This is a genomic window from Nostoc foliaceum FACHB-393 (assembly GCF_014698505.1).
Lineage (GTDB): Bacteria > Cyanobacteriota > Cyanobacteriia > Cyanobacteriales > Nostocaceae > Nostoc > Nostoc foliaceum_A.
The window spans coordinates 1-7,514 of record NZ_JACJTD010000132.1; the positions used below are offsets into that span (position 1 = coordinate 1).

The 7,514-nt window shown below is 40.3% G+C and carries 11 protein-coding genes; 2 read left to right on the forward strand and 9 right to left on the reverse strand.

The features are described 5' to 3' along the window. Nucleotides 1-268 (forward strand): hypothetical protein (locus H6G92_RS39130; protein WP_206758857.1); only part of this gene is annotated, 268 nt, incomplete at its 5' end. Nucleotides 269-537: 269 nt separating this feature from the next. On the opposite strand, the gene H6G92_RS37535 is transcribed toward H6G92_RS39130, so the two are convergent. Continuing rightward, a complete protein-coding gene (locus H6G92_RS37535) occupies nucleotides 538-1,356 on the reverse strand; it encodes a hypothetical protein (protein ID WP_190901791.1) in 819 nt (272 codons plus the stop codon). 580 nt (nucleotides 1,357-1,936) lie between these two features. Here H6G92_RS37535 and H6G92_RS37540 point away from each other — a divergent pair. Next, the gene (locus H6G92_RS37540; RefSeq protein WP_190901793.1) at nucleotides 1,937-2,737 is read left to right on the forward strand and encodes an RMD1 family protein; all 801 of its coding nucleotides are present in this window, start codon (nucleotides 1,937-1,939) and stop codon (nucleotides 2,735-2,737) included. Nucleotides 2,738-2,938: 201 nt separating this feature from the next. Here H6G92_RS37540 and H6G92_RS40705 read toward each other — a convergent pair whose 3' ends face one another. The 8 genes from H6G92_RS40705 to H6G92_RS37580 form a co-directional block, all read right to left on the reverse strand. After that, complete coding sequence (locus H6G92_RS40705; RefSeq protein WP_277926944.1) at nucleotides 2,939-3,049, reverse strand: IS4 family transposase; 111 nt, start codon at nucleotides 3,047-3,049, stop codon at nucleotides 2,939-2,941. Between the two features lie 296 nt (nucleotides 3,050-3,345). Further along, entirely contained in the window at nucleotides 3,346-4,026 is a 681-nt protein-coding gene (locus H6G92_RS37550) for a hypothetical protein (RefSeq protein ID WP_190901795.1), read from the reverse strand. Between the two features lie 2 nt (nucleotides 4,027-4,028). Then, nucleotides 4,029-4,496: a hypothetical protein gene (locus H6G92_RS37555; protein WP_190901797.1), complete on the reverse strand. Its 468-nt coding sequence runs from the start codon at nucleotides 4,494-4,496 to the stop codon at nucleotides 4,029-4,031. A 60-nt stretch (nucleotides 4,497-4,556) separates the two neighbouring features. Then, complete coding sequence (locus H6G92_RS37560; RefSeq protein WP_190901799.1) at nucleotides 4,557-4,934, reverse strand: four helix bundle protein; 378 nt, start codon at nucleotides 4,932-4,934, stop codon at nucleotides 4,557-4,559. An 85-nt stretch (nucleotides 4,935-5,019) separates the two neighbouring features. Next, a complete protein-coding gene (locus H6G92_RS37565; RefSeq protein WP_190901801.1) occupies nucleotides 5,020-6,027 on the reverse strand; it encodes a tyrosine-type recombinase/integrase in 1,008 nt (335 codons plus the stop codon). A gap of 60 nt (nucleotides 6,028-6,087) precedes the next feature. After that, on the reverse strand, nucleotides 6,088-6,402 hold the full coding sequence (locus H6G92_RS37570) for a hypothetical protein (protein ID WP_242059504.1): 315 nt from the start codon (nucleotides 6,400-6,402) through the stop codon (nucleotides 6,088-6,090). Between the two features lie 140 nt (nucleotides 6,403-6,542). Then, nucleotides 6,543-6,878, reverse strand: a complete 336-nt coding sequence (locus tag H6G92_RS37575; protein ID WP_190901805.1) for a XisI protein — start codon at nucleotides 6,876-6,878, stop codon at nucleotides 6,543-6,545. Then, nucleotides 6,866-7,279: an element excision factor XisH family protein gene (locus H6G92_RS37580; protein WP_190901807.1), complete on the reverse strand. Its 414-nt coding sequence runs from the start codon at nucleotides 7,277-7,279 to the stop codon at nucleotides 6,866-6,868. Before H6G92_RS37580 ends, H6G92_RS37575 begins: the two co-directional genes overlap by 13 nt. Between the last annotated feature and the right edge of the window lie 235 nt (nucleotides 7,280-7,514).

Genomic DNA, 7,514 nt, shown 5'->3' on the forward strand with positions numbered 1-7,514 from the left:
ACGACGAGTAAGCTCAATAGCGCTCAGACTAACCCTCTGGGGGTTATTAACTACTAATACTATTGTAACGATAAACCAAGGGTTTCAAGCATTTTGCAGTTGCAGGGATTGGGGATTTTGCCAAACCCTATCTTTCATCGTTGCAGGCGAAACTGCTGAGGGCTGTCGAACCAGAGTACAAGCTTGTTTGGAGACAGCAGAAGTGACGATACAGCTAGGAAACAATAACTTAATGCAACAAAGACATAGGTCAATACGCTTGGATTAAGGGCTAATGGCAAAAATTTTGGGTTTTTGAGACGCGATAAATCGCCGTCTGTACAAGTTTTTTGGTCTTATCTGAACTGTATTGAGACATAGTAGTTCGCCAAGGAAACTTAGCGGGGTAAAGGGCAAGGGAGAAAGGGAAAAGATGTTTATTCCTTTAACCTTTAACATGAACCCCTTTTCCCAGCCCACACCTAACAATTTTGGGTTGGCAGACTAATAGGTAAGTTATCACTTCTACAACAGTACACCTCTGCTCCAAAAGTAAAGTTAATTAAATTTGCACAGTTGGGCTGTTAAAAGATTATAGACAGGAGAAATTGGTAAACAATAATCTGCGATCGGATCGATAATTACGTATTGAGCAGAGTTAGCAGTAATATTTAATGTGGTTAGAATGTTTTTCTGATTTAAACTAAAAATTTTAATTCCTCTTTGAAAAAGACGTTGAAATAAGTATGTATTCTGAATTTTGAGCAGTTGACGTTTTTGTTCGTGATCGACGAAACGATGTAGCGAGAACCTGAATTTGCGAAGGATTTCTTGAAGCTCAGGAATGTTGAATGTCTGACAGAATTCAGGACTAAATCCAGTTTCTGTTTTCCCCAACGGAATACCCTCAATTTTTGGCATAAAAAGTACTCGTTTAAAAAAGGCACTCTTGACGTCAGTTTGGAAATGCAAGTAAGCGGGACAAATCTGGAGTAGCACTTTCTCTTGCTCGTTTAACTTGGTTTCAAATTCCCAGGCTAATCGTATACTCCTAAAAAATTGTTTTTTGGGATTTTCCGCACCAAGGCGACCTTCTGAACATTTCAATGCTAGATTTGAATCAGGAAAAACTCCTAGTTTAGAATCATGGCAACCTAAGATGTGGATTCCTCTATGGAATTTCTCGGTGTAAGGATTGATATTGTATTTCTCTTTATTGTTTTCTAGCGTAGCAATGAAATGAACTAACCTGCGGATGAATTCAGAAGGGCTGACAGATTGTTTCTGTAATTGCTCATAGATGCATGGTTCCAGGTCAATTGTGATTTTACCTTGGGAGTAAGTTTGAACACCCAAAGGTGAAGCTGTTTTATTCATAACCAATATGTATCATGTTTTGGGCTATTTACGAGAGACATACCATCGGATGGGAGCAACCCGAAAAGTGAGATGAGATCCTCGTGAAATAGGCTGTTCTTAAGCAGGGGGAGTAAAGAGAAAAATTTAGTAATTCTCGCTACCGTAATAGCCCCTAATTCTTGTCGCAATTTAGATAGTTGATTTTCTAACGCTTCAGCAGTCTGAATGAGATTCGACTCTTGGGCTATTTTTAGCTGAGTTTCTAAAATTAAAGATTTTCCTCAACAGTTCATTGACTGCATCGATTGAATCATCATTTTCAGAAATCACAGCTTCACCTCTAATATGCGTTTTCAGCGGAAATAATTGCTATAAAGCTTGCTATGCATGAATTAAAACTGCTACATTTTTAATTTTACACAAGTAAATTCAAATTGATGACTCTAACTTTATTCAGCAATCAATGGAATAGTTCTCTGCGCTGAGATTGCTGGATAGCTTTATTGATAAGCTGAGATTGTAGTGATCTCCGATAACAGGCATTGGTTGCTGTCACTACCCCCATAGTTCAGCAGGTAGAAAAGCAAATAGGGTGACAATGCAAAAACTCCTTTTTAATGACAGAGATAATTTTAGAGTACAGGCCCTATTCCTTGGTGAGGATATTAACTTACAAACATTGAAGAATTACGTTTGCTTGGCGACTATGCCGGTAATGGTTTCAGTCGGTAAACACGGCTGTGCGGTATTATTAAACTATGGTGCAGTTGTGCTGTTTAACCTTGAGCCTGTGGAAAAGGTAGCCTTCTTAACCAAACTATCCTCTCAAGTTAGTGGCACTTTTGCCGATCCGGAAACAGAAGAAGTGGAAGTTCATCTCAAAGTTGCAGAGAGTGAACGAGCTAAGGAAGGAAAAATTTTGCTGCATGAATTTAGCATAGAACGCTTGCAGATAGTGGCTGATATTCTCGCCAAGAGTGTTGTACTGTCTCACTATGAAACCAGCCTAGCGACTGTATTTGATCAAATTGAACCGTTTGCAGCTAGTCTCCAGCGTGAAAACAGGGGAAGACGCCAGAGCCGGGAATTACTGCGTCAACTTGGGACTACCCTATTAGTTCAACATAAGATTGTGGGTCGAGTAGAGATTATCGATAAGCCAGAGTTGCTCTGGGAATCCCCACAGCTAGAAAACTTATATCTGCGCTTGGAGGATGAATACGAAATCCGTGAGCGTCACTATGCCCTAGAACGCAAACTAGAGCTAATTACCCAAACCGCACAAACAGTACTGGAGTTCATGCAGCATAGCAGTAGCCAGCGAGTGGAGTGGTATGTGGTAATTCTGATTGTGGTGGAAATTTTGCTGTCATTGTATGACATCATTTTCAAAAGCTAAGGCTAAGTTTGGAGAGCATAACAATTGCTGCCTGTTTTAATCAATTGCAGGACGATATATTTGAAAGAACAAAGATATTTCCTTTCAAAACTTGCTAATTGACACTCTCCGGGCTGAAGCCCTTGTCATTACCAACATCTTTTAGAGTGACTGGGTGATAAAATCGGCAGCCCAACACATATCCTGTAATCGCAACTAACCTCACCATAAGGTCTGCCAACCAGGTAGACCATCGGACTTGCGACCAAGAAAACCACCCAAACGAGCGATCGCTAAAAAGAATTCACCCAGAGTCAGCTCGCAACTTGTCAACCTAAGACGAGCAACTAACACCTTTAAGATCATTAAATCAGTAAATAGTCAACAGTTATCAGTTATCACAGTAACAGTTAGGATTTGACTACGACTGAAACACACCACTTTTTAGAAGTGGGGGACTCTGACTCCCAATTGACTTACAATTTTTAACTGATAACTGATAACTGATAACTGATAACTGTTGAAGGCACGTACTCTTGTGCCAAGAGTTGAGGATTGCTGCGACTAAGTTGGCGTAACTGTAATAATCTGACTGAAACTATTGTCACTCCTATATGGCGAATGTATTGTTATTGGTAGTAGGAAGGAGAGCTTTTCACCCAGACATTTTGGTTGTGATAAAAATCACCACGTTGTTCTAGTGTAAACCCACCCAGCAATAGTCCTAACCACACCTCCACCATCGGCATTTCTAACGCACATTGCAGTTTAACTAAAGAAATCTCATCTTTGACATTTATCAGATGGTTAGCGATCGCACTCTGCCATTTTTCCACATCCTCATCTGATGCCAAATTGCGGACATCTTCTAAAGTTGTCACCTCATCGAGCATTGCCAAAACATTCGCCTTTTCAACAGGTGCTGCTACAGAATCACCCAACTCAGTAGGAGATGAAAATTGGTGTGGGCCGTGTGGTTTAAAGGTTTGTGGTGTTTCCGGTTCAATCAAATCATCTAAATCTAGGTGCATTGTTGTCCGCACTAAACCAGCAAAGAGATCGGTGCTAACAATTGGCCCCAAAAGACTATTGCGATCGCGGGTATCTTGCAACAGCATTTCCGCACGAGACTTGAGAATATCCGCAATTTGAGTGAAGGCAAGCGCTGCGGTTGATAACTGTGCCTCCAAGGGTAATTTTTCTAACTCGGCATCCAAACAATCCCACATAGCATCAAGGGAAGAAGTTGGTGGAGATTCAGACAACTCATCTAATACATCCCAGATGGTTAATTGGTGGTATGTGGTCATCTCTAGGATTCTGGATGTAACGGGCAAGGACGAACTGGGCAGTAAATTGAGGTAATTTCAAACATATCCTTATATTGATATAGTGAAACACTATATTGTTTTGCAAAAGCCTGTAATACCTGATCTGTATAGGCGCGGATCTTGCCAGCCGTTAGTCCAAAGCAGTGAATTGGTTCTAAGCGGCAAACAGGTTTTTGCCCCAGCCAGAGTTCTGCACCCAACGCGTGTAATGGTTTATCCCCCGGTTCTTTATACAAATACAGCACTGCAAAATATGTTGCTGGTGGTTCGATTGCGATTGCATCAATTTCTGCGGAATTATTCTGGGAGCGGTGGCGATAGAATGAGCGGCGATTGTGGCAAATGCGTGGATTCCAACATCCATCCCCTGCTGTTCCATGTAAAACTTTAGCTTGGGCAGTTGGTAACTTGGCACATAGCTGACACTTTGGATCAAGTGGCTTTGGCATAGAGTGAGGGTGTGGGGTGTAGGGTGTAGGGTGTAGGCAATGAGAAAGAATTACACCCTGCTACGCTCTACTTTCAAGAGATCGAATTAAACCCAGTAGAATTTTGCCAACTAATTTACACTGATTAATAACTGGATTTATCACTTCAGCAACAGCTAACGCTACACGAATTGAAAGTAAAAGATGAGTTTCAAGTTCTTTAAGCGAACCTTGAGCTATGTATAAAAATTGAAGATATTCACCTCTTGTTCTTCTACCATAACCTTCCGCAATATTAGCTGGAATAGAAACAGAGGCTCTCCTAATTTGTGATATCATGCCGTATGTTTCCTCTTTAGGAAATTGTTTTGTGACTCTATAACATTCTTCTGCTAAATTCATAGCTTCTTGCCAAACTTTTAAGTCTTGATACGACTGTATTGACGGTTTATCATTCATAAATTATTTAATAAGAAGACTATATTAAATTTTGCATTCGCTCAATAATATCAACTACACCCTACACCCTACACCCCACACCCTTTTATTCTTCTTCACCAATCGCACGATAGTAAGCAGCGATCGCTGCTTCTTGCTCACTGCGAAGGGTATAGCGCCGAAACGCTTTCTCGCTTTGATGTCCCGTTAGCTTACGGGCATGGCTGGGATCAACTCCCAATAGCAATAAGTCAGTGGCGTAGGTGTGACGAAAGGAGTGAGGGTGCAAATCCTCAATGTGAGCTATTTCACCGATTTTTTCCACCGCGAAGTAAATCCCGTGATAACTCAAGCGTTCACCTTTGTATGAAGCATGGTGTGAAATCATCAGTGGACTAAGGCTGTTTAACACCTCTCCTTGGTGTGAGCGCGTAAGCAAATACTCTGCTAAAACTTCCCGACTCTCTTTTCGCAGTGGAACTAAGCGTGGTTCATTGGTTTTGGTGTCTGGTAAAAACAGCAGCTTGCCATCAAATGAGCCAACATTTAGCTGCACAACTTCCCCAGCACGCAGCCCATGACTGAGAATGTGAACCAGTGCTGTATCCCGTTGCTTTGTTTCTCCGAGCAATTCCAAAGCTGACCAAACCCGATCCATTTCTTCAGGGGTCAAGCTTTGGGCTGGTGGCAGTGGCACTTTTTCCAGTTTAATGCCCAGTGTGGGATTAGTAGCAATAATGTCAGGATACGTATAGCACATCCATTTAAAAAAGCTTTTGAGTGCTGCGACTCCTGCATTGATGCTGCTTTTAGAAAGCGGTTTACCAGCATCAGTAAGTATTTCATCTCTTAGGTATTCTTTATATAGCGCAAGGTGACGTGGACGCAGTTCATGATAATGTAGTTCACTCCAAGCCAAAAACCTTTTGAGTTCGCGTTCGTAGAGTTTGCGGCTGTTGGGTGCGAGATTGTTGCTGCGTAAAAATTCCAGAACTTTTACCCACCGAATATCGGTTGGTGGTCTTCTAGTTTCTCCTGGCTGTGTGAAATGTAGAGCTTCACGATCAAGGGGAATGAGTTTGATCTCAGGTAGAGAATCTGCCCTGTAGTTCATCCAGTTTTGTGTAAATTATTAGTTGTTAAGTATTAAATATAACTTTGTATTGATTTGAGACTACTCATCTGGTGGTGAGGTAGTCATGACTTCTACGACAGTACGATCATGACCGATTAGTGCCTGCTCCCATGTAGAATAACGCTGCATTCTCCCGTGATGAGTCCCGCCTAAAACCATCGTTTCAAAAAGCAACGGGGGATCTCCAAAAGTGAGATCGAATCCCGAAAAACTAGTTGATACTTTGGCATCAGCAACTATAGTTTCGGCAACTAGATGTTGTCCTGAATCTTGTACTGAGTGTAAATAATCTTGCCACTCTGACAATGAATTAACAGCAACAGGGGTATGTCCTACTAGTTTGTAATAAAGCATGATTGACAACTTGTGGCTATCACAAAATTTTACCCGATTTTATACGAAATAAAGTAGTCTTTTTACTACCTTATGGCTCTCTATTAACTAATACATCCTCAATCGCAATAGTGGCAAAAATTCTGCGTTTTGTATCATGTTTATTCCACAGCAAATCCCGATAGTTGACGCATTTTAGGAGTATGAAAACCGATGACAATATCTTGTTTAGGTACACCCATTTCTATCAATTCTAAAGCAATATCCGCTTCCGTTGTATTTTGTTGAATCCAAATTTTATTATTTTTGATATCTAAATGCATTATTGGCCCATAAATCCGATGCTGATTATTCCATCCAACACTAATAATTTGATAATGGTCATGTTCTGTATCAAAAATCTGTTCGACTTCTACATCTCCGTAACTAGGCTTGTACTGAAGATGTTTAGTTAACAGTTGCCTAACTTTTGTCCGGTATTCATTTAATTTGTCCATTGTTCTATTGACTCAGTTTCCAGATTGTAAATAATTAGCTTTAATTTGTTTTCATTTACTACAGTTTGAATAAAAGACAAGTTAAAAAAGTCGTTATAAGTGACCAATGGTACAGCTAAATATAAGGTTCTATTTGGCTCTTCAACACGCAATGCTGTACGGTAATTAATAAATTGTCCTAGCGCCATGTGAAATTCAGAAATTTTTGAGGCACTCACAAAATTTTTGATTTCAACTGCTATTTTTTCTCCTGCTTTTTCGGCAGCTAGAAGTCGCTCTGCACCTAAATCAATTTGAACATCAACCCCGCCACATCTAATATTGAGCGGATCATCTGTAATTACCCAACCCTCTTTTTCTAATGCAGACCTCACAATATTGTGGAATAAATCACGAGCCATAGTTTTACAGCAAAGCCACACTAACCTTAATACTGCTCAACACCCTTAGTGGTGTCATTCGCCAGTAAAACATTTAAACATAGATTTCAACTTGGTACTGACCATCGACTTCAGCACATAAATCCTTTAAATCTAGACTTTGCTCACATTATGCTTTAAGTTACATTGTAATACAATACTACAACACAAAATAAGATACCCTTATCTTTTATCCGATATAAACTCCGATAAAAAC